1 protein-coding gene is annotated in these 1891 nt (G+C 21.8%); it reads left to right on the top strand.

Features of this window, described 5'->3' with window-relative positions; translation table 11 throughout:
* Positions 1–296: 296 nt before the first annotated feature.
* Positions 297–1844 (top strand): hypothetical protein, encoded by a 1548-nt coding sequence (locus tag EZH24_RS11015; protein ID WP_236847180.1) that lies wholly within the window; start codon positions 297–299, stop codon positions 1842–1844.
* The last annotated feature ends 47 nt before the right edge of the window (positions 1845–1891 follow it).

The following is a 1891-nucleotide window of genomic DNA, read 5'->3' on the forward strand; positions in this document are numbered from 1 at the left end:
CTTTCGGGTAAAAGTATTTTTTTACATTTTCAAGTTTTAATATTATATCATTATCCATTTATAACTCTTAATCATTTTATTTTTTATAATAGTAATACATTATAATTCATAAATCAAGTATTTTAATTTCATAATATTAATTGACTATTAATTTATATATAGTATAATATATAAAATTGTAAAGAAATTACATATGAAACAAATAAATCATTTTATTTAATTAATTTTTTTTTTACTGTTTCAAAAATTATTATAATAAATCAATATACAGCTTTTATATATTTATGGAGAAGCATATGAGAAATAAATGCATAATATATATACTTATCATTATTATTTCAATATTTATGGGAGTAATAACAAGAATACAATTGACTAATCTATACTCTCTTAATTCTGACATGATAGAACATTATTATCATATGAGAAAATACTATGACAATAAAATTATACCTGTTACTGGGGCTTTATTAGAGGGTGGAAAATATATAGGAGATCCTTATAACAAGTCTTCTGAGGCTTATTCAAGTAAAATAGCAAGAATACCTGGCGGATATTTTTATTTAGAATATATGTTTTTTTATTTTTTATCTGGTGAAAATTTAGATTTAGCAAGAATTTTATATGGAATTGCTATGACATTATTTTCCTGTATATTTCTAATATGGATATATAAAAAATTTGGATTTAAGATATTAGCAATCATGACATCATTAATACTTGTCAATATAACTTTTTTCACAATTAATAATAAATTTTATAATCCTCATACTGCTTTTATATTATCATTCATATCAATACCGATTATATTAGAGTATATAACAAATAAAAAATGGAATTATATATATGCTATATTTATATTTCCAATAATAGCATTAGAAGCAATGGGACATATGTCAACATTTTTTAACTTAGTTCCAACGCTTATAGTATACTTTATCATAAGATGGAAAAATACAAAAAAAAATATAATTCCTCTATCAATAGGTATATTCATAGCATTTTTATTATATCTTCCATATTTAATATCAGAAATAAACAATGGCTTTCCAAATCTTATGAATGCTATAGCCTTAAGAAATAAATCAAAACCAATAATTCAGCCGCCGCAAATTTGGTCTATACTATTTTTTCCAACAAATGAACCAAATGCTAATTATGGAAACAGCATATATTCAATATTTGCTCATTGGTTCAATGGAGATATAATATTAATATTTAGCTTTATTTTCTACGTAGCATCAATAATAATAGGGATTTCAGCTTTTATTATTTTGTTAAAAGATTTTTTTCAAAAAAAATTAGAAGATGAAAAAAATATTATATTTAGAGAAACTGCTCTTATATATTTACTTTATATTATCGTTACAACTGCATTATTCATGATACTAAATTTAGGATCAGCAAGAGCTAGATATTTCCTTAATATTTACCCTCTAACTTTTATACCAATAATATATTTAGTTAAAAAAATTGAAAATAAGAAAATATTTAATATATTTTTGATATTTATATTACTAAACCCATTAGCTGTGTTTATAGAAATGAAGCATTTATACAGAAATGAAAATAAAACAGGGTGGAATTTTATGATGCCGCATATAGAACAAATAAAAAAAGATTCTAATGGATATTCATTTGATATTAATACCAATAGCTACTACCCAATACTGCTATTAAAAATAGATAATAAAGATTTTATAGTAGATACTAACGCCAATATTAAATATCATGTAATATCAGTATATGATAAAGATTTTAACACTAATAATATGCATATGATATACTCAAATAGTGCATATATCACTTATAAAGAGTATAAAGATATTATAAATACTAATTAATCAAATGACAAGCACATAAATGACCATTACCTGTATCTTTTAATATA

Source organism: Brachyspira catarrhinii (genome assembly GCF_005518285.1).
GTDB classification, from domain to species: domain Bacteria; phylum Spirochaetota; class Brachyspiria; order Brachyspirales; family Brachyspiraceae; genus Brachyspira; species Brachyspira catarrhinii.

Coding starts and splice junctions, on each gene's coding strand:
- EZH24_RS11015 (WP_236847180.1), top strand. CDS start 297: ATGAGAAATAAATGCATAATATATATACTTATCATTATTATTTCAATA.